The organism is Cyanobium sp. BA20m-p-22 (assembly GCF_024346275.1).
GTDB lineage: Bacteria > Cyanobacteriota > Cyanobacteriia > PCC-6307 > Cyanobiaceae > Cyanobium_A.
Genome location: NZ_JAGQCQ010000035.1, coordinates 1 through 17210, shown reverse-complemented (window position 1 = coordinate 17210; position 17210 = coordinate 1). Strand labels below are relative to the sequence as shown.

The 17210-nt window shown below is 57.0% G+C and carries 21 protein-coding genes and 1 tRNA gene; 20 read left to right on the top strand and 2 right to left on the bottom strand.

Translation table 11 applies throughout. The features are described 5' to 3' along the window. The 9 genes from KBZ15_RS04900 to KBZ15_RS04860 form a co-directional block, all read left to right on the top strand. Nucleotides 1-663: S1 RNA-binding domain-containing protein (locus KBZ15_RS04900; protein WP_255013834.1), on the top strand; the 663-nt coding region annotated here is incomplete at its 5' end. A gap of 25 nt (nucleotides 664-688) precedes the next feature. Then, complete coding sequence (locus tag KBZ15_RS04895) at nucleotides 689-1498, top strand: HAD family hydrolase (RefSeq protein ID WP_255013832.1); 810 nt, start codon at nucleotides 689-691, stop codon at nucleotides 1496-1498. Nucleotides 1499-1525: 27 nt separating this feature from the next. Next, nucleotides 1526-2773, top strand: coding sequence for a methionine adenosyltransferase (gene metK, locus KBZ15_RS04890; protein ID WP_255013831.1), 1248 nt, complete (start codon nucleotides 1526-1528; stop codon nucleotides 2771-2773). A gap of 22 nt (nucleotides 2774-2795) precedes the next feature. Next, nucleotides 2796-4064 carry an FGGY-family carbohydrate kinase gene (locus KBZ15_RS04885; RefSeq protein ID WP_255013829.1) on the top strand — a complete coding sequence of 423 codons (1269 nt, stop codon included), beginning with the start codon at nucleotides 2796-2798 and terminating at the stop codon, nucleotides 4062-4064. Between the two features lie 147 nt (nucleotides 4065-4211). Next, nucleotides 4212-4478 (top strand): DUF2470 domain-containing protein, encoded by a 267-nt coding sequence (locus tag KBZ15_RS04880; protein ID WP_254930447.1) that lies wholly within the window; start codon nucleotides 4212-4214, stop codon nucleotides 4476-4478. Nucleotides 4479-4522: 44 nt separating this feature from the next. Continuing rightward, complete coding sequence (locus tag KBZ15_RS04875; protein WP_255013828.1) at nucleotides 4523-5161, top strand: ComF family protein; 639 nt, start codon at nucleotides 4523-4525, stop codon at nucleotides 5159-5161. Beyond that, nucleotides 5152-5224, top strand: a tRNA-Phe gene (locus KBZ15_RS04870). Before KBZ15_RS04875 ends, KBZ15_RS04870 begins: the two co-directional genes overlap by 10 nt. Before the next feature lie 48 nt (nucleotides 5225-5272). Beyond that, on the top strand, nucleotides 5273-5521 hold the full coding sequence (locus KBZ15_RS04865) for a hypothetical protein (protein WP_255013827.1): 249 nt from the start codon (nucleotides 5273-5275) through the stop codon (nucleotides 5519-5521). A 34-nt stretch (nucleotides 5522-5555) separates the two neighbouring features. Continuing rightward, complete coding sequence (locus KBZ15_RS04860; protein ID WP_255013825.1) at nucleotides 5556-6158, top strand: chromophore lyase CpcT/CpeT; 603 nt, start codon at nucleotides 5556-5558, stop codon at nucleotides 6156-6158. Between the two features lie 21 nt (nucleotides 6159-6179). Here the strand turns inward: KBZ15_RS04860 and KBZ15_RS04855 are convergent, their stop codons facing one another. Then, nucleotides 6180-6596, bottom strand: coding sequence for a hypothetical protein (locus tag KBZ15_RS04855; RefSeq protein ID WP_255013824.1), 417 nt, complete (start codon nucleotides 6594-6596; stop codon nucleotides 6180-6182). A 428-nt stretch (nucleotides 6597-7024) separates the two neighbouring features. On the opposite strand from KBZ15_RS04855, the gene KBZ15_RS04850 reads away from it, so the two are divergent. From KBZ15_RS04850 to KBZ15_RS04800, 11 genes are all read left to right on the top strand, one after another. Beyond that, the gene (locus KBZ15_RS04850; protein WP_255013822.1) at nucleotides 7025-7303 is read left to right on the top strand and encodes a phycobilisome linker polypeptide; all 279 of its coding nucleotides are present in this window, start codon (nucleotides 7025-7027) and stop codon (nucleotides 7301-7303) included. Between the two features lie 314 nt (nucleotides 7304-7617). Continuing rightward, on the top strand, nucleotides 7618-8136 hold the full coding sequence (locus tag KBZ15_RS04845) for a phycocyanin subunit beta (RefSeq protein WP_197148067.1): 519 nt from the start codon (nucleotides 7618-7620) through the stop codon (nucleotides 8134-8136). A gap of 42 nt (nucleotides 8137-8178) precedes the next feature. After that, complete coding sequence (gene cpcA, locus KBZ15_RS04840) at nucleotides 8179-8667, top strand: phycocyanin subunit alpha (RefSeq protein ID WP_255013821.1); 489 nt, start codon at nucleotides 8179-8181, stop codon at nucleotides 8665-8667. 202 nt (nucleotides 8668-8869) lie between these two features. Beyond that, complete coding sequence (locus KBZ15_RS04835) at nucleotides 8870-9286, top strand: hypothetical protein (protein WP_255013819.1); 417 nt, start codon at nucleotides 8870-8872, stop codon at nucleotides 9284-9286. Then, complete coding sequence (locus tag KBZ15_RS04830) at nucleotides 9283-9891, top strand: phycobilisome polypeptide (RefSeq protein ID WP_255013817.1); 609 nt, start codon at nucleotides 9283-9285, stop codon at nucleotides 9889-9891. Before KBZ15_RS04835 ends, KBZ15_RS04830 begins: the two co-directional genes overlap by 4 nt. Before the next feature lie 85 nt (nucleotides 9892-9976). Continuing rightward, nucleotides 9977-10708 carry a pentapeptide repeat-containing protein gene (locus KBZ15_RS04825; RefSeq protein WP_255013815.1) on the top strand — a complete coding sequence of 244 codons (732 nt, stop codon included), beginning with the start codon at nucleotides 9977-9979 and terminating at the stop codon, nucleotides 10706-10708. A 116-nt stretch (nucleotides 10709-10824) separates the two neighbouring features. After that, nucleotides 10825-11709, top strand: coding sequence for a phycobilisome linker polypeptide (locus KBZ15_RS04820; protein ID WP_255013813.1), 885 nt, complete (start codon nucleotides 10825-10827; stop codon nucleotides 11707-11709). A 133-nt stretch (nucleotides 11710-11842) separates the two neighbouring features. Continuing rightward, a complete protein-coding gene (locus KBZ15_RS04815) occupies nucleotides 11843-13459 on the top strand; it encodes a phycobilisome rod-core linker polypeptide (protein ID WP_255013812.1) in 1617 nt (538 codons plus the stop codon). Between the two features lie 71 nt (nucleotides 13460-13530). After that, the gene (locus KBZ15_RS04810) at nucleotides 13531-14271 is read left to right on the top strand and encodes a phycobilisome rod-core linker polypeptide (RefSeq protein WP_255013810.1); all 741 of its coding nucleotides are present in this window, start codon (nucleotides 13531-13533) and stop codon (nucleotides 14269-14271) included. Nucleotides 14272-14541: 270 nt separating this feature from the next. Next, the gene (locus KBZ15_RS04805) at nucleotides 14542-15081 is read left to right on the top strand and encodes a phycobiliprotein lyase (protein ID WP_255013809.1); all 540 of its coding nucleotides are present in this window, start codon (nucleotides 14542-14544) and stop codon (nucleotides 15079-15081) included. An 11-nt stretch (nucleotides 15082-15092) separates the two neighbouring features. Further along, nucleotides 15093-15731: a chromophore lyase CpcT/CpeT gene (locus KBZ15_RS04800; protein ID WP_255013807.1), complete on the top strand. Its 639-nt coding sequence runs from the start codon at nucleotides 15093-15095 to the stop codon at nucleotides 15729-15731. Nucleotides 15732-16025: 294 nt separating this feature from the next. Here the strand turns inward: KBZ15_RS04800 and KBZ15_RS04790 are convergent. Continuing rightward, nucleotides 16026-17210: HEAT repeat domain-containing protein (locus KBZ15_RS04790; RefSeq protein WP_255013804.1), on the bottom strand; the 1185-nt coding region annotated here is incomplete at its 5' end.

Below are 17210 nucleotides of genomic sequence, written 5' to 3'. Positions count from 1 at the left end.
GAAGACGGCCAGCTCTCGCTTTCGATCCGCCGCATTGAATACCAGCGCGCCTGGGAGCGGGTGCGTCAGCTGCAAAAAGAAGACGCCACCATCTACAGCGAGGTGTTCGCCACCAACCGCGGCGGCGCCCTGGTGCGGGTTGAAGGCCTGCGCGGCTTCATTCCCGGCAGCCACATCAGCACCCGCAAGGCCAAGGAAGAACTGGTGGCCGACTTCCTGCCGCTCAAGTTTCTGGAGGTGGATGAGGAGCGCAACCGCCTGGTGCTGAGCCATCGCCGCGCCCTGGTTGAACGCAAGATGAATCGGCTCGAGGTCGGCGAGGTGGTACTCGGCACCGTTCGCGGTATCAAGCCCTACGGCGCCTTCATCGACATCGGCGGCGTCAGCGGCCTGCTGCACATCTCTGAAATCAGCCACGAGCACATCGAGACACCTCACACGGTGCTGAATGTGAACGACCAAATGAAGGTGATGATCATCGACCTCGACGCCGAGCGGGGCCGGATCTCCCTCTCGACCAAGGCCCTCGAGCCCGAGCCCGGCGACATGCTCACCGATCCCCAGAAGGTGTTCGAGAAGGCCGAGGAGATGGCTGCCCGCTACAAGCAGATGCTGCTTGAGCAGGCCGAAGACAACGAGCCCATGGGGGTCACCCTGGACTGAGGGCGCCCAATCGCCGCAGTTTCCAATGGCACAATTGCTCCTGCGGGGCCAGACCCTTGCAGACGACAGGGGCATCCCCCACCAGATCGAAGCGGTGCTGTTTGACAAGGACGGCACCCTTTCAATCAGCGAGCCCATGCTCCATGCCCTGGCCTCAGCCAGGGTTTCAGTTGCCAGCCAGCTGTTGGCCCAGGGCCATCCCGAGCTTGCCGCCGTCAGAGGGGATGAACTGGTCGAGCTCCTCGGCCGAGCCTATGGATTGGGCGAGCAGGCGATCGATCCGGCCGGAGCCACGGCCGTGGGCTCCCGCCAGCACAACCTGATCTCCACCGCCACGGCCCTGGCCCAGGTGGGGCTGGGCTGGCCCGAAGCCCTGGCGTTGGGCGAAAGCGTGTTCACCGCCACCGATGGCCTGCATGGCCAGGGCAGCCAGCGACGGCCGATCGCCACCCCCGGCCTCCATCGACTGGTGGAGGCCCTTGGCAGAGCAGCGGTGGCCTGTGCCGTGATCAGCAACGACGATGGGGCTGGCATCGCAGCATTTCTGGCCAGCGCAAACCTCACCTGTCAGTTCCAGGGGCACTGGAGCGCCGATCACACCCCCCACAAGCCCGACCCCGCAGCCGTGCACGCCCTTTGCGCAAGCCTGGGGGTACCGCCCAACCGCTGTGCCCTGATCGGAGATGCCAACAGCGATCTGCGGATGGCAAAGCAGGCCGGAGTGCCCGTGGTGATCGGCTACACCGCCGGCTGGAGCTCGCCCCCTCCCCTCGATCCCTGCTTCCCCTGTCTGAATCACTGGAGTGAGCTTGAAGTAAGAGTCAGCGGCGCATAGGCTGGGCTGAGATTTGACCTAGGCCGCATGAGCCGCTACGTCTTCACCTCCGAGTCGGTAACCGAAGGGCACCCCGACAAAATCTGTGACCAGGTGAGCGATGCGGTGCTCGATGCCCTGCTGGCCCAGGACCCGGCCTCCCGGGTGGCCTGCGAAACCGTTGTTAATACGGGCCTCTGCCTGATCACCGGCGAAGTCACCACCACGGCCAGGGTCGACTTCAACACCCTGGTGCGGGGGGTGATCAACCAGATCGGCTATGCCGGTGCCCGCGCCGGCGGCTTCGACGCCCACAGCTGTGCCGTGCTGGTGGCCCTGGATCAACAGTCGCCGGACATCGCCCAGGGGGTGAATGAGGCCGACGACCACGACGGCGATCCCCTGGATCTGATCGGTGCGGGAGATCAGGGGATCATGTTTGGCTTTGCCTGCAATGAGACCCCCGAGCTGATGCCCTTGCCGATCAGCCTGGCCCACCGCCTGGCTCGGCGCCTGGCGGAGGTGCGCCACAACGGCAGCCTGGGTTATCTGCTGCCAGACGGCAAGACCCAGGTGAGCGTCGTCTACGAAGACGATCGCCCGGTGGCGATTGACACGATCCTGATCTCCACCCAACACACCGCGGAGATTGATGGAATTTCTGAAGAGAAGGCGATACGCGAGCGCATCGCTACCGACCTCTGGACCCATGTGGTGGAGCCCGCCACCGCCGATCTGGCCCTCAAGCCCTCCCAGGCAGACACCCGCTTCCTGGTGAACCCCACCGGCAAGTTTGTGGTGGGCGGCCCCCAGGGTGATGCCGGCCTGACGGGCCGCAAGATCATCGTCGACACCTACGGCGGCTACGCCCGCCATGGCGGCGGCGCCTTCTCCGGCAAGGATCCCACCAAGGTGGATCGCTCTGCTGCCTACGCCGCCCGCTATGTGGCCAAGGCCCTAGTGGCCGCAGACCTGGCCAGCAAAGTGGAAGTGCAACTGAGCTACGCCATCGGCGTGGCCAGGCCCGTGAGCATTCTGGTGGAGAGCTTTGGCACGGGCGCCCTCAGCAACGCCGATCTCACTGCCCTGGTGCATGAGCACTTCGACCTGCGTCCAGGCGCCATCATTGAAACCTTCGGCCTGCGCACCCTCCCCCAGCAGAGGGGGGGCCGCTTCTACCAGGACGTAGCCGCCTACGGCCACTTCGGCCGCAGCGACCTCGACCTGCCCTGGGAGGACGTGACTACCATCGCCGCCACGCTCAAGCAGGCCACCGCAGCCCAGGTAGCCGCCTGAGTTCCCAGCCCCAGCCCGGCGGGTGAAAACAGCACTCGCCCTGGGGGTGGATCTGGGCAGCAGCGGCCTGCGGATTGCCCTGGTGGCTAGCCATGGGCCCCAACTGCTCACGGAAGCCAGCCCGTACCCCAACGGGCTGGAAGATCCCCTTGGCTGGGCCAGCGGATTTGAGGCCCTCTGCGCCAGGCTGCCCGCCGCAAGCCGAATCCGCATTGGCGCCGTCGCCGTTGCCGGCACCTCCGGCACCCTGCTGCTCTGCCGCCCCACAGGGGAACCGGGCCCCGGCAGCTTGGGGCTGGCCCTCCCCTATCACCGGGCCTGCGGCGATCAGGCCGAGGCTGCTGCCGCCCTCGCAGGATCCGGGCCAGCCACCAGTGCCAGCGGCAGCCTGGCCCGGGGCCTGCACCTTCTCGCCCAGGCCGATCTGGGCGGCGAGACTGGGCCCTGGTTATGGCGCCATCAGGCCGACTGGCTGATGGGGTGGCTGCTGGGCGACTGGCGCTGGGGGGAAGAGGGCAACAACCTGCGCTTGGGCTGGAACCTCCAACGCCAGGCCTGGAGCGGATCGATTGCTCAGCAGTGCTGGGGCCCAGCCCTGCCGGAGATATGCGCCAGTGGCGCGGTGCTCGGCAGCATGGCGCCCAAGCTGGCGGAGCGGCTGGGGCTACCCCGCCACTGCCGGGTGGTGGCGGGCACTACGGATGCCAACGCAGGGGTGCTGGCAGCGGCTCCCGCCGCCGGCGAGGGCATCACCGTGCTGGGCACCACCCTGGTGTTGAAGCAGTTCAGCCCGGGGCCGATCCAGGGGCCTGGCATCAGCTGCCATCGGGTGGGGGGGCGCTGGCTGGTGGGGGGTGCCTCCAATGCCGGAGCTGGCATCCTGCGGCGCTTCTTCAGTGATCAGCAGATTGGCGAACTCAGCCGCCAGATTGACCCCAGACAGCCCACGGGCCTGCGGCTCCGCCCCCTGCCGGCCCGGGGGGAACGCTTTCCCGTTGACGACCCAGGCCTGGAGCCGCTGCTGGAACCTCGACCGATCAGCGATGCCCGTTACCTCCAAGCCCTGCTGGAGGGACTCACGGCCATCGAACGGGAGGGCTGGCAGCGGCTGCGCCAGGCTGGCGCCCCACCACTGGAGAGGGTGATCAGCCTGGGAGGTGGGGCCCGGAATCCCCAATGGCGTCGCCTGCGGCAGCAGAGCCTTGGGGTTCCGGTGCTGAATCGTCCTGGCCTCTGCGCCGCCCTCGGCATGGCCAGACTGGCAGCATCCGCCCTCAGCAGCGATGAATGAACGCCTGCGCTCCGTGATCGCCATGGGGCTCTTTGTAGTGCTGGCCGGCTACGTGGGCTTCAGCGCCATCCGCCTCGGCCTGCTGCTCTGGCAGCGGTTCGGGGCTGGTTGAACCAGAATCCAAACCAACCTCCCCAGCTCCGCGCCATGGCCGCCGACCCCCTCAGCTCCGCCGTCAGTGATCGGATCTGCAGACACATGAACGACGACCATGCCGAAGCGGTGCTGGCCTTCGCCCGCCACTACGGCGGCATCAGCGCCGCTGAGCAGGCCAGCATGCTCAGCGTCAGACCCGAGGCGATGGATCTCCAGGTGGATGGCGCCACCGTCACGGTGCCCTTCGACCACAGCCTCAGCGACAGCGAGGATGCCCACCGCACCCTGGTGGCCATGCTGCGGGCCTTACCAGGCTGAGCTGGCCAGTTGTGGGAAGCCTGAAAGGGCTACCCCCTCTGGCCATGGCAATCCTCAAACTGCTGCCCCTGCACTGGATCGCCCAGCCCCCCAGCCTGCAGGCCGAACTGGTGGCCGAGTTGCCCCAGGGGGGGCTCAAGGGCTCGGCCCCCCTGACCTGGTGGGCTGCGGGGCTCTACGGGGGCCTGTTGCGTCGCCAGCTGCTGCACCTGCGCACCTGTCCCAAACCCCCGCTGGTCGGAGCCCTGATCCAGGAGCTGGTCGCAGGCCTGCGCCGGGAGCCCTGGACCCAGCCCCCCCTGCTGGTGCCGATTCCCAGCTGGAAGCGCCAGGGCAACCCCCTGCCGGCTCTGCTGAGCAGGTGCCTTACCTGGCAACTTGACTGGCGCCAGGAGCCCCTGCTGCTGCGGAGCCGGCCCGTGCTCGGCCAGCACCACCTGGGCCGCGAATTGCGCTGGGCCAACCAGGCCGGAGCATTTCGCTGCTCCTCACCGCTGGCGGGCCAACGGCGCCCGGTGCTCCTGATCGACGACATTCTCACCACCGGTGCCACCGCCTGCGCCGCCGCCGCCGCCCTGGGCGAGCGGGGCTGGCTGGTGGCAGGAATGGTCTGCCTGGGGAAAACCCCCAGGCGAGCCCGTGATCTAAGATCCATGGGCCGCCGAGGCGGTGGGCCGGGATAGCTCAGTTGGTAGAGCAGGCGACTGAAAATCGCCGTGTCCCCAGTTCAAATCTGGGTCCTGGCATTAGGAACTCAAGAATGCTTCCCTAGGCCTGGAGGCTGCCCCAACCCCATGCGCGAGTCTTCAGAACAGCCCAACAGGGTGTTCAATAACGCCGACAGCTTTGCCCAGACCTTCGATGAGGCCTGGATCCAGCACGAGAAGCGAGATCCCCACCATGGCCTGGATCCCGCTACAAAGGTGGAGCTGATGCTCCAACAGCTCGCTGACCATCCCTTCCTTGCCAACGAACCGGAGCTGGCCCGCCAGGTGGCTGGGTTCCGGCTGCGGCTGTTGGGACTGACGCGGTCGAGCCTGTAGCTTCAATTCCGCAGAACCTGGTCGGGCGGGCGTGATGGAGAGCTCCCTGGAGCGATTGGTACGGATGCTGAGCGGCGGCTTCAGCAACCAGGATCAGGCCTTTGAGAATCCGCCCCTCTACGCCCACATCCTGGTCAAGTTCCGCCCCTTAGCCCAGTTGGAGCCAGGTTCCCTGCTGCTCGAGCAGAGTTACGCGATCAACCCGGCTGCGCCCTATCGGATCCGGGTGCTGCGGGCGGAGCGCCAGGCCGGCCAATTGATCATTCACAACCAGGCCCTGATAGACGACCAGCGCTTCTGGGGCGCGGTCGACGACCCCGAACGCCGCAGTCAGATTCAGGCCTCCGACCTGCGGCCGCTGCAGGGCTGTGCCTATCTGGTGCAAGAAGAGAGCGAAGGTTTCATTGGCGAAGTGGAGCCAGGCTGCCGCTGCCTGGTGGAACGCAAAGGTGCCACCTCCTATCTGGTCAGCCGGCTGGAACTGAATCCCACAGGCATGCGCACTATCGACCGAGGCCACGACCCCCAAACCCATGAACATCTTTGGGGGTCCCTGGCGGGGCCATTTGAATTCGCCCGCACCGACGACTACAGCAACGAGATCCCGTCCAGCTGGGCAGACCAACTGGGACGCTGAAGCTCCACGCAGTCGCTCAACTCAGGCACTCAGCTCATCGAGGAAAGGCTGCTCCTGGAAGTCATCCTGTAGGAATCCTTCCTCCTGGAAACCAACCTCTTGGGATCCAACCTCCAGGAAGCTTTCCTGCTGGATCTCTTCTGCAGCCAGCCCGGGCCGCAGCTCGCGAACCGCTCGAAACCGATCCTTGCCCATGTGCGCGCCCGGGAGCGAGCCGTCGCTGAGCAAACCCTCCAATCGGGCAAGGCGATCTTCCGTATCCGCCATCCTGAACTCGGTGTCTTCCGCCATCAGGGGCTCCAGCTTCGATTCCTGGGCCAGGAGCCGCTCCTCCAGCTCGAGCAACCTGACGGTCAGGGTTTCGGTGACTTCGGAGAGGGCCCGCAACTGAGCGGCCAGCCGCTGGGTGCAATCTGTGACCGACAGCTCAACAGCCATGCTGATTGGCGGTGGGATGGCCGGATGGTATCGGCGCCACCGCCAGACGCCAAGGGGGAAGCTCGGACCCAGCCCCCAGGGCCCATGGTTTGTAACGATTCCGAAAACCTTGGGATCCTGACAAAACAGACCAAAAGGATCCCGATTGCAGCTTTGGGTTGAGATTTCTCCCCCACTGCCCTAGCCCCCAGCCGGCTGCCCCAGCCCAGCCAGCTGGCAACCAGCTCCGCCTTTCTCCCTCGGCCCCCACGCCCATGACTCTCGCCAACGCTGCTTACCTGTGAGTAAGGCGTTGAACCAAATTATCGCAAAAATGAAGGTTTGTTAACCGCCACAGACAAACGATAGATTGTCCCTGGCTCAGGGCGTTTTACGGGCAGACCTCGGCAACCAGTACGTCATGGCAATCCCCTAACCATCCCTCATCTATGAAGCTTTCAGCAGGCACCCGAGTCACCAGCTTCAACAACGGCAGACAGGTCACACTCACCGTCACCTCCCTCGCCAACAATGACTATTCCCGCACGGCGGACATAGCCATGAATGTGCCCTACACCCGCATGAACGAAACCATGCGCATGGTGCAGGGCATGGGCGGCAAGATCACCGGAGTGGCCGTCAGTGGTGGCGACCTGGATGCCGCCTCGGCATCTGCCCTACATGCGCGCAAGAAAACAGTTTCCAAAGCGGCAAAGGCTCCCGGCTGAGAAAAACGGCCACAATGAACAAACCCGCTACACGAAAAACTCTCCAGCGCCCAGGGCACCGACGCAGCGCTAACCCAGCCCTCGCCTCTGCAGGCGGGGGCTTTTGATGGGCGCCTCAGGAGCGACGCTGGCGGTGACTGTTTGTTACGCGGATCGTGGCTGGGCTGGCTTCTTGCCGACAATGGTTGCACCAAGTTGACAACAGCCAGATAGCTGCGCCCTGCCCACATGGGGCAATGCGTAGCTCCTGTGCCCTGGCCAGCCTGGCAACTTATCCACCCTGCCGACTCTTCGTCGCGACTAGGAGCTTCCCAATGTTCGACGCCTTCACCAAGGTTGTAGCCCAGGCCGACGCCCGTGGCGAATTCATCAACGCCGGTCAGATCGACGCGCTTGCCGCGATGGTTGCCGAGAGCAACAAGCGTATGGATGCTGTGAACCGCATCACCTCAAACGCTTCAAAGATCGTTACCAATGCGGCGCGCGATCTTTTTGAGGCTCAGCCGGCGCTTACAGCTCCTGGAGGGAACGCCTACACCAGCCGGCGCATGGCTGCGTGCCTGCGCGACATGGACATCATTCTCCGTTACATCACCTACGCCGTTTTCAACGGCGATGCATCCGTACTGGAAGACCGCTGCCTCAACGGCCTTCGGGAAACCTATCTGGCCCTCGGCGTGCCTGGCGCTTCCGTTGCTGAAGGCGTTCGCAAAATGAAGGCCGCCGCCATTGCAATTGCCAACGACCGCAACGGCATCACCCAGGGGGACTGCTCCGCTTTAATCAGCGAAATCGGCACCTACTTCGACCGCGCTGCGGCAGCCGTCGGCTGATCAGCTCACTAAAAAAGTCAATCCAACCTATCCCCCCTTCCCATGAAGACTCCCCTTACCGAAGCCGTCGCCACCGCTGATTCCCAGGGTCGCTTCCTCTCCAATACTGAACTCAACTCTGCTTTTGGTCGCTTTGACCGCGCCAAAAATGCTCTTGCAGCGGCTAAGGGCCTGACAGCGAACGCAGACAACCTAGTAAACGGAGCCGCCCAAGCCGTTTACAATAAATTCCCTTACACCACCCAGATGCAGGGTGCAAACTATGCCGCTGACGCCCGCGGCAAGGCAAAGTGCTCCCGTGACATCGGTTACTACCTCCGCATGGTCACCTACTGCCTCGTAGCTGGTGGGACCGGCCCCATGGATGAGTACCTGATTGCCGGAATTGATGAGATCAATCGCGCTTTTGAGCTCTCCCCCTCTTGGTACGTGGAAGCTCTTAACTATATCAAGGCAAACCATGGCCTTGCCGGCGAAGCAGCGACAGAAGCAAACAATTATCTCGACTACGCAATCAACGCGCTTGTTTGATTAAGCTTCTTGCCAAATTGCAACAAAAGCCTCCCCATTAGCGGGGGGCTATTTTTATTGATTAAAAACACAAACGAACAGCCTTGGCCTTAGCCCAAATCCGCATCAGGATGATAGCCACAAAAATTTAAGCACTCCCGAGCACACGGCAAGATAGATATAGAGCCCGGGGCAACTAACACCATGCAAAAGAAAACCCATCATGCTGCCCAAAGAAAATTTAAGCATAAAAGATTTAATTAAACAAGCCGGCGAGGAGCAGGAGCTTCAGTACGGAACAGGCGAGGCCCGCTTGCGCATAGACCTCAGAATTGACGACATTGACCTTTGGAAATCCCATAGCGCCAAGCATCCTGGCTATAGCAATCTTCTGCTTGCATGCGAAAATAATGGCGGTGAACTGTCGGAAACCAATCTGACCTGGGTAGTTGGAGCGGCAATACGTTCTGCCCAGGTTGAAGGAACGGCCCAAGCAAAATATCTGCTCAAAAGCCTCGGTGTGTCAGAACAACTTGTTAATCTCGCATCGGAACATTGTCCAGGCCTAGGTGGAGCAGCCATCTGGGCGTTCCACTTGGAGAGGCATGGCTGGCTTACTGCTACTCCTGTGGGATCGTGAACCTGACGATAGAAGCTCAGCGACAACTAAGAATAAGCGAACTTGCCAAGGCAGCACAAGTATGCGGCATAACAAAGCGCAACAGCCTCCCCAATGAAGTGAGAGGGTTGATAGCAAATGCGGATACCTCAAAACAGCCTCTAAACGTCGATGAATTGAAAAAGGTATGCGTCTGTTGCAATACCTCAGAGCATGCCGTTAGCCTACTGATTGCTGAGACAATCAATGTAACTGATGCGGCAAGGCGAAAATTGCTAGACCAACAACCTAATCTGATACTGCCAGGTGGGGAGCTATACCCGGAGAAAAGAGCAGAAGCCTGCTGGCGAGATTGCCAACAATTTCTACGAGTAGTCATCTACGGAGTGGCATGCGATTGCGCAGAGATAACAGACACCGCCGGAATGGCTGCATTGCGGTTATTATACAAAGAAATGAAAGTACCAGTTCCAGCGATGATGTACGCTTTAGCCCAAATGCGTAAACTGACTACACTTATCCTTGAAGCTTCTGGCCATCTTCGCGAGATAGACTGCCTAAACAGAGCCTTCGATAACCTAGTTAACGCCCTGCAACCAAGCGATTCACTAATGCCAAAAAGCTGAGCAAACCCAACGCCCCATAGCCGAAGCAAGCTAAAAAAAAACAGAGTTGCACTAAAATACCAATGGATAACATCCTGTCTGAATAATGAATCATAAGCACCAAGCCTACTTGTTACCCGAAGACCCCAGCCAATGGAGGGCTCCTGAAGATTGCAAACCTGTTTCATCACAGCATCTACCCATAGACGCGCGAGGGGCCAATTGGGTCAACCGTATTCTCCAGCCACTTGATCTACGGGAGGCAAACCTTTGTCGTACGGACATAAGAGGCACAGACCTAACTGCCTGCCAACTAGAAGGATGCAATTTAACACTTGCCCGTTATGATAAAAAGACTCGAGTACCCATTGGTTTTAATCTGGAAAAGTCAGGAGCAGTGGGTCCAGGAGCAGCCCTTAATGGGGCTTTTTTAAATGGTGCAGATCTCCGGGGAATGGACCTTAGAAACACCAACTTTATGGGTGCCTACCTAAGCGGGTGTGACCTAAGCGGTGCAGTATTGGATGGAGCACGTTTTGTAGGTGCCGACTTAAGGTTTGCGAAGATGCAAGGCTGTCGCTGCGTGGGCACACGATTTACCGGCAGTCAGTTGCAGCAGGCAGACTTTAGGGCTGCTGATTTAACAGAGGCAATCCTGGAAGGGTCGGAAAGTATTCAGGGCGCTGACTTCAGTCAGGCTACGGGTATGGACAAGTTACAGCTAGCAAATCTACTAACTCGCTCGCACATCGAACTGGATTGCTGGAACCCACTCACTAGGCAAGCGACCCGGGCGACACTGGAATCGCTACTGAAATCGACAATGCAGCCCGGTTAGCGCGCTGGCACCGGCAGAAAAAGCGTAGCAATTGAAACAAAAGATTGAGCTTTGTCAAGCTGCCGGGAAATGGAAATAAAAGACAGGGATAATTGGGGAGTATTGCAGTTTCAGTCATGCCCTTTGGCCCCGCCTCCATCCTGGGTGTGGAAAGCTTCTCGCAAGAATGCGAGGCACCACGAGAGCTAGTTCCGGGAGACGACGACCAATCAAAAGAGGAAATAGTCCGAGCAGTTTATAGACAGGTGCTTGGGAATGCCTACGTAATGGAAAGCGAAAGACAAGTAGTTGCAGAGTCACAATTCAAGCTTGGCGAGATCAGCGTTAGAGAACTGGTACGACGCATCGCCAAAAGCGATCTATACAGCACCCGCTTTTTTGACTCATGCACGCGCTACCGCTATATCGAACTAGCATTTCGCCACCTACTCGGCCGTGCCCCAGCAGACTTTGAGGAAATGCGTGGCCATGCCGAACGACTAGATACAAGTGGTTACGAAGCAGACATCGACAGCTTCTTAGATTCTGACGAGTATCAGAACACCTTTGGTGAGTGGACAGTTCCATATCAGCGTGGTTGGAAAACGGAATCCTGTACAACGCTCCAAGAGTTCACCTGGTCGTTCCAGTTGCTGCGTGGAAATAGCAGCAGCAGCCTAAAAGGCAACCTAGCTGGAATCAGGAGCCGTCTTGGCGGTGCTGCTTATCAGAACCGCCCTCTTCCAGTGGTAGCTCCCTCATCACAAGATTCCCAAGGCTGGAGCTTCCGCCCAGCCGCCAACCTGACAGATCCCGTTACACGGATAGGTGTACTCGCAGGCGAAACAGGCAAAGTCTATCGAGTTGAAGTGACAGGTTATAGAGCCAACAATGTGCGCCCCACATCACGCTATAGGAAATCAAACAGAGTATACTTTGTCCCCTTCAACAAGCTATCAGAGCAGTATCAACTTATTCACCGCGAGGGTGGCAAGATCGCAAGCATCACACCCCTGAGTTGATCCATTGCTCCAACCAGCCCTACTCATCAAGCAAGTTACCAAGCCAGCGAGAATCGAAGAGATTAGATGCCTGAAAAACATCTAGCAACATACAATCCACTCAACAAATCAAGTCCACTAATCCCGTCTTCCCATGACAGCAAATCAAAGCAAGTCGCTTGACTTCGGAGCCACTCAGCTTCTTGAAGCACCAGCGAAATTTTCTCGCCAAAGAACTGATAACACAGAAACTGCCACAAGTGAAGATCTATTTCGCAACCAGCAACTACTAAATACACCGTCAGCATTCACCGCAAACGACAATGCTGCTTTTACCATCGCAGTAAGAGCTGCATACAGGCAGGTATTCGGCAATGTTCAGCCGATGGAAAGCGAGCGCCTACTCAGTGCAGAATCTAGATTACGCAATGGCGACATAAACGTACGAGAATTCGTACGAAGATTGGCCCAATCCAGTTTTTATCGCTCACGCTTCTTTGATTCCGTATCTCCGCATCGAGCAGTTGAGCTTAACTTCAAGCATTTGCTGGGACGCCCCCCCCAGAATCAAGCAGAGGTTGCTAGCCATGTAACACTGATCGCCACAAGTGGTTTCACAGGCGAGATCAATAGCTATCTTGATTCCGATGAGTATCTAAAGTCATTTGGCGAGGAAACTGTTCCATACCCAACAAGCTGGAACTCTCCAGTAGGCCAGCCTCAAGCAGCGTTCAACCGGATCGCAGCACTTGAGCAGAACTTCGCTGGTAGCGACACAGCCGTAGGGACCAAAAGTCAGCTGTTAGGGAATCTAGTTAGCGGCTACAGGCTCTCAATAAAGGTGCCTGCCCAGGTGTACCGATCCAGTTCCCTTGGTCAGATGGGTAGAACGGCGACTGGTTCGGCTGGCATGCTAGAACCTGTGAAGCGGAACAGTGCAGACGGAGGCGACTCGACACCGTTGCGTGGTGATCTCTACGTTGGCTTTGGGCTTGGTCAGCGCCAGCAGGAGGTGTTCGAGCGCTGCAACGGCGATTCCGCAGATCAGATTACTGCGCTGATCCGCTCGGTGTACCGCCAAGTGTTGGGCAATCCCCATGTGATGGAGAGCGAACGCAACTTAACCGCAGAAAGCCAGTTTACCGAGGGAAGGCTTAGCACCCGCGAATTTATAAGAGCTGTTGGACTCTCTGCAGACTATCGCCGGCGCTTTTTCGAAACAAATGCTCCCTACCGTTTTGTTGAGCTGAATTTCAAACATATTCTGGGCCGTGCGCCAGCGACTCAGGCTGAGATGAGTGAGCATCTACAAAGGCTAGCCATACATGGCTATGACGCAGAAATCAACAGCTACGTTGATAGTGAAGAGTATCAGAATACCTTCGGCGAGAATACTGTTCCCTATCTGCGTGTGGCGACTGAGAATGGCCGCGAACAGGTTTCCTTTAATCGCCATATAGCACTAGTTCAAGGCTATGCAGCCAGTGACACCATTCAATGTGCATCAAGCCTGCTGAATTCAGTAGCAACAAGATCTGCGCCTACAAACTGGACAAATACAACAGTACGGATTAACAGGCTTGCTGCGGCCTCTGGCTCAGCTGATCCCACATCCAAGCGGTTCCGTATTGTGGTGAATGCCCAGCCTGCAGGCGGCCGCCAACGCAACCCGAACGCCAGTTACGTAGTAAGCGGCAGTGATATTACCAGCCAACTGGGATACATCCATAGACGCGGAGGCCGGATCATTTCTGTGACCGAAATCACCTAGAAAACACTGCCTTATCTTTTCAGGCCAAAAATACACTTCTTATCTCCCTCTCACAAGCCAACTTAAAAGCCATGGATATCAAAACTCTTGCCCGTCCCAATTCGGATTTACGCCAGTCGGAAGCCCAAGCCCAGCTGAAGGCAGCCTACCGCCAGGTATTTGGCAATGCACACCTTTTTGATGATGAGCGCTCACTCTCGGCCGAGAGTCTGTTCATCAACGGCGATCTCACAGTGCAGGGGCTGATCAATGCCCTGGCCCTTTCTGATAGCTATCGGCGTCTCTTTTTTGAGGCAAATGGCCCCTATCGTTTTGTTGAGCTTAACTTCAAGCATCTCTTAGGTCGAGCTCCCCGAAATCAAGCTGAACTGAGCGAGCATGTTCAAATCCTGGCCACAAAGGGATATGAAGCCGAAATCAACAGCTATATATATGGAGCTGAATATCTAGAAATCTACGGCTTTGATACAGTCCCCTATAATCGAGGAGCGACAAGCATAGGTGGCAACTCGAACATTACTTACAACAGAACACTTGCATTAGCCTCTGGATTCGCAGGCTTTGATGGTGATAAGCAATCACAGTTACTGTTTAGCATAGCCACCAATTCAAGCCCCAGGGCTGCTCAAAGAACTCCAGGGCCAGGAGACCGCAATGGCCAGCGTTATACAATTCGATGGACATCATCTAAGCCTGTTGGACAAAACCGGCGAGTGGTGCAGACCAGTAGTGCGCCATACAGCTCACTCTCATCAGTTATTCAATCAATCCATCGGCGTGGGGGCAGCATTGCCTCAGTGACAGAATCCTAAATAGAAACCAGCTAAAATAGCAGAAGAATTTGGGCGGATATTGCATTCATGTCTCCGCCCAATTGCCACAATTGACGAACAGTACTCTTGTTATCAATGATCTCAAAAAACACAAACTATCGGCAAGCACCATTGCTTCCAGCCAATCAAAGCACTGATGAGCCCCAGCCTGCGATCAACATGATGATCGATACATGGGTACACATGGTGCAGGGAGGCCGTCTCCCAAGTGGAAGGACCACCTACAGTAGTAAGGCCTGAGCATATTTAATGCAGCTGGAATCCTTTGTAGCTCGTAGCCTGGGCCGCTGGCGATCAATGCGAAGTGGGCATTCTCTTGCTTTTCAGCAATTTGAGGATGTTCGCAGTTCAGTCTTGATAGAGTCAATTGAGCCCCAAGATCCATTGGTTCTTAATCTACTCAAGGATTGCACAATACGCGATGCAAAACCTGTTCATCCTTTTAGAATGGAATGGAATGCCGAAAGCGACTGGGAACCAGATGACCCCAGCGCAATAACAGCAGGATCATGCATTCTAGTTCCAATACCAACTGATAATCGAAACGGAATCTTGCTGCGAAGTGTTGGATACGCAGAAGCCGAGCAGGCAGCCTCAAACTACACATTTTTAGAAGATGACACTTTTATACTAAGTACCCAATACGGCCAATCCATTGCAGAGGAAAGGATCTGGTTCGTATCTGAGAATGTACGCTGCCGCTCGTCAGTGCTACGAACTTCAGCAGGTTCAGGGATACTGCAAACCTCCTTCGCATCTGAAATCCGCCGATTAGATTCCTTCAGCTAACAGTAATCGCCGTGCCAAATAATGCCCTGAGATTTTCAAAAATACTGGCTGGCCATTACAGCAATTCTGCTCAATCTCAACACGACCCAGTAAATTTTGCACATATTAACATCTATTTCCGCCCTCTGCCATGGGGAGTATTTCAAGGCCCTGGCTTTTACTCTGAGCAGAGCTATGGGCACGACCCTTGGCGACCCTACAGGCAAGGCGTACATCGACTGATCTCAACTGAGAAGGTGCAAATTGTTGAAAATTATGGATTCGACGAACCGATTCGATTAGCGGGGGCAGGCTTCACGCCTGAACTCCTCAAGCTCATTAATATTAAACGCCTTAAACAGCGCTGTGGTTGTGCGATGCATTTCCACGAAACGACACAGGGTTGCTTCAGCGGATTGGTAGAGCCTGGTCAAAAATGCCTAGTACCTCGCGATGGGCGGCCTACCTATCTAGTGAGTGAGGTATTAGTTGATCACGAAAACTGGATTAGTAGAGATCAGGGCTTTGATCCAGCCACAGATGCTTTACAATGGGGCTCCGAACATGGAGCGCTTCGATTTAAACGAATAGCTAGCTATGAGAATGAAGTAGCAGCTGAGTGGAGAAACCTAACGAATGATCAGGGGGATCAACCTGAGCACATTGGATAGACAAAAGAGCATGCAAGCTGACAGTCCAGCTATCCAGCAATTCCGGAGCTGGATTCGCTCGCAGCACCTAGTTTGTCAAGGCCAAGACTTTATTTTTGAGACCATTGACCATAGTCAGCTTGAGCGTTTTGAAGCCTGCCTAAACATGCTTGATGGGCACGTGCGATCCGTAAGAGCAATTGGAAACTGGCCCATGGGGCCTCGCCGGACATTCAAGATCCTGAGAGCTGAAGCAGCTGTGCCGAGGCCCAAAGGCTTGGAAATTCAACGCTACTGGGCTGAGCGTGGTTCCTTTCAGACACGGTTTTCGGAAATTAGCAATTGACGTCTACGATCTACAAAAGGATCAGGATCCTGAACGGATAAATCGTTCTTTAAGAGCAGAAATATTTCATGGTTATTCCCAAAATCAATTGAACCAAGGCCCATCAATGCAGCGTATCGCAGCTCCCAGCTTGCTGTGAGATCGGAAGACAAAAGCTGCTGTACACTTTTGCACCATATATCAGGAAAATGCTTTTTCAGTGTCAGACAAGCAGCCACTTTTGACTTGCTGAATTGCGGTCGCTTGCTGTTCATGGCTTCCAGCAGAAGCAACTCAATAGTGGAGGTGGCAGCGGAAGGCCAGTCGTCCACACTGCCAAGAAGCTGAATGAAGAAATAGTGTGCACCATAATCATTATAAGCATCCTCCTGCCATCGCTTCCAGAAAGTAGGCCAGAGCTCCTCTGCTCGCCTATGCTTCAATGTGGACAATGCTAGGTAGCAACGGCTAAAGTCAGTACCAAAAAATTCCTCAAATAAAAATAACGTGGTGGGTTCAGTGTCGTAACAGTGCGCCAAGACCAAAACTTCTGGCTGATCCCACATAAGCGAATCCAAACAAGTAAGCAGGTCGAGGCCAGCGTGTGCTTTGTCTTGGCCCGGCCAGAGTGTCCGCAGAGCGCGCAACCTGAACACAGGGGACACGGGCGCCTTGAGGATCGAGGGCAATAGATATGTAGCTCGACAGTCAATTAAATCCTGAATTGCCGACTGCCGGTCCATTTGGTTCGGCAGGGTCAGGTGGTCTTCCAACTCTTTAAGGCGACTACTATCGCCACTAAGCTGTGCAACCCCGGCTAAAGCAGCCCCTCGAACCCCTGGATTCGCCTCATCTTGCAGCGATTGAAGCACGGGCAAGGCCGTGTGCACTTCTAACCCGGCAAGAGCCTGAATAAGAACCCTGCGGCTCTGGGTTGGATCATTGAGTAGCAGGCACATCTCCTGATGGAGTTCAACATCCTGGCAATTGAGCTGAAGAAGGGCCCAGGCGGCATTTTCAACGAGATAGTGATCATTGCTCCTTAGGCAACGCCCAATGCTGGGGATGGCCCGTTGAACCCCAAGCCGGCCCAAAACTTCGACCGCTTTGCGGCGCGCAAGGTTAACCGCCTGTTCGCCCGAAGAATTATCAATGAGCCTCAATAATGCCTCCTC

Coding starts and splice junctions, on each gene's coding strand:
- KBZ15_RS04895 (WP_255013832.1), top strand. CDS start 689: ATGGCACAATTGCTCCTGCGGGGCCAGACCCTTGCAGACGACAGGGGC.
- metK (WP_255013831.1), top strand. CDS start 1,526: ATGAGCCGCTACGTCTTCACCTCCGAGTCGGTAACCGAAGGGCACCCC.
- KBZ15_RS04880 (WP_254930447.1), top strand. CDS start 4,212: ATGGCCGCCGACCCCCTCAGCTCCGCCGTCAGTGATCGGATCTGCAGA.
- KBZ15_RS04875 (WP_255013828.1), top strand. CDS start 4,523: ATGGCAATCCTCAAACTGCTGCCCCTGCACTGGATCGCCCAGCCCCCC.
- KBZ15_RS04865 (WP_255013827.1), top strand. CDS start 5,273: ATGCGCGAGTCTTCAGAACAGCCCAACAGGGTGTTCAATAACGCCGAC.
- KBZ15_RS04860 (WP_255013825.1), top strand. CDS start 5,556: ATGGAGAGCTCCCTGGAGCGATTGGTACGGATGCTGAGCGGCGGCTTC.
- KBZ15_RS04855 (WP_255013824.1), bottom strand. CDS start 6,596: ATGGCTGTTGAGCTGTCGGTCACAGATTGCACCCAGCGGCTGGCCGCT.
- KBZ15_RS04850 (WP_255013822.1), top strand. CDS start 7,025: ATGAAGCTTTCAGCAGGCACCCGAGTCACCAGCTTCAACAACGGCAGA.
- KBZ15_RS04845 (WP_197148067.1), top strand. CDS start 7,618: ATGTTCGACGCCTTCACCAAGGTTGTAGCCCAGGCCGACGCCCGTGGC.
- cpcA (WP_255013821.1), top strand. CDS start 8,179: ATGAAGACTCCCCTTACCGAAGCCGTCGCCACCGCTGATTCCCAGGGT.
- KBZ15_RS04835 (WP_255013819.1), top strand. CDS start 8,870: ATGCTGCCCAAAGAAAATTTAAGCATAAAAGATTTAATTAAACAAGCC.
- KBZ15_RS04825 (WP_255013815.1), top strand. CDS start 9,977: ATGAATCATAAGCACCAAGCCTACTTGTTACCCGAAGACCCCAGCCAA.
- KBZ15_RS04820 (WP_255013813.1), top strand. CDS start 10,825: ATGCCCTTTGGCCCCGCCTCCATCCTGGGTGTGGAAAGCTTCTCGCAA.
- KBZ15_RS04815 (WP_255013812.1), top strand. CDS start 11,843: ATGACAGCAAATCAAAGCAAGTCGCTTGACTTCGGAGCCACTCAGCTT.
- KBZ15_RS04810 (WP_255013810.1), top strand. CDS start 13,531: ATGGATATCAAAACTCTTGCCCGTCCCAATTCGGATTTACGCCAGTCG.
- KBZ15_RS04805 (WP_255013809.1), top strand. CDS start 14,542: ATGCAGCTGGAATCCTTTGTAGCTCGTAGCCTGGGCCGCTGGCGATCA.